The sequence below is a fragment of the Streptomyces sp. CLV115 genome, from assembly GCF_038448545.1.
In the GTDB taxonomy this organism is placed as follows: Bacteria; Actinomycetota; Actinomycetes; order Streptomycetales; family Streptomycetaceae; genus Streptomyces; species Streptomyces sanglieri.
Genome location: NZ_JBCEWQ010000345.1, coordinates 1 through 1474, shown reverse-complemented (window position 1 = coordinate 1474; position 1474 = coordinate 1). Strand labels below are relative to the sequence as shown.

The following is a 1474-nucleotide window of genomic DNA, read 5'->3' as shown; positions in this document are numbered from 1 at the left end:
TCCCCGGGCAGGGGCCCCGAGGCTCCGAAGTCCCCCACCTTCCCGGGCAGGGAGCCCCCGAGGCTCCGAAGTCCTCCACCGCCCCGGACCGGCAGCACGGTCCAGGCCCCTCGACGAACTGCCGGCGCCGGTACGCCGCGCGGTCGGCCCGGCCCGGCCGCGGTGCGCCGCGCGGTCCGGCCCGGGTGCGTCGCGCGGTCCGGTCCGGGGGAGCCCTGGAGGGCCGGGCGAGAACCACCGAGCGGGGCGGCGCACTCCACGGGCCTTGGCCACCGCCGCTCTCGGACAACGGCGAATCGGCGAACACGACGAGGGGCCCACCAAAACGGTGGGCCCCTCGTCGGCGCTGCCGGCTCCCGTGCTCCGGCGACGGTCCAAGGTCAGACCTGCATCAGCTCCTGTTCCCGGTCGGCGCCTCCGACCGGCGGCTTTGACCCCAACACGGATACCACGGCCTCCAGTTGCTCGTCGCCCCTGACCATCTCCATATGACGCCCGGGCATAGCCCGCTGGGCCAGACCTGCCGGGTAGAGCTCGCGCCAGTGGGCGAGGTACCGGGCCTCCGGCACCTCGTCGCCACTGCCGTCGCGCACCGTGTCACTGACGAACAGTGTCGCCCTGGCAACCGAGCGGCCGGGCCGGTAGGCGGCGAGCGAGCGTACCTCGGCCTCCAGCACCGCGAAGGGAAGCCACTCGTCCAGCGTGACCAGATCCTCGTCGAGATTCATCTCCGGAGCCAGACGCCGCAACTCCCGCTCCGTCGCGGCCCGCTCGGCACCCTGTTCGTTCTGACCTCGGCTCCACATCTCGTTCACCCGGCTGTACACCTCGGCGTGTCGCTGGAAGCGGTCCTGCTGGTCGTCACCGGTCACCGCCGGCTCCAGCAGGTACAGACCGGCCACTTCCTCAGGGGCCTGCGCACCCATCGCGTGTGCGATCACCGCGCCGGTGGACCACCCGAGGATGGTGCACGGGCCCGCGGGTTGCACACGGCGGATCTCCTGCCAGTACCGGTCCGCGATCGACTCGATCCCGACGAGCGGCACCTCGTCCTCGTTCAGTCCGGGCGCCTGGACGCCGTACACGGTGAACCTGCCAGCCAGGCATCGTGCGAGAGCCCGGTACGGGTGTGTGCTGCCGCCTCCCGGGTGCACACAGAAGAGGGCGGGGAGCTCCGGGTCCGCTCTGGAGGACAGGAGCACCACCAGCCCGGCCGACGCCACCTGCGGGACGTCCAGCGCGGCCGCCAGCTGGGCCACCGTCGGATGCCGTACGAACTGCTGGAGGGCGATGCCCAGACCGGCGTCCCGCAGCCGGGAAACCACCCGCACCGCACTGATCGACTGTCCGCCCAGTTCGAAGAAGTTGTCGTGGATGCCGATGGTGTCGATGCCGAGGACGTCGGACCACACGCCGGTGATGATCTCTTCGGTCGAGTTGCGGGGTGCGGTGTAGGTGGTGGCGAGTTCGGGGC

At 71.6% G+C, this 1474-nt stretch carries 1 protein-coding gene; it reads right to left on the bottom strand.

The annotated features are described in order from the left end of the window. Nucleotides 1–380: 380 nt before the first annotated feature. On the bottom strand, nt 381–1474 hold a 1094-nt coding region (locus AADR41_RS42055; protein WP_342287743.1), incomplete at its 5' end, for an alpha/beta fold hydrolase.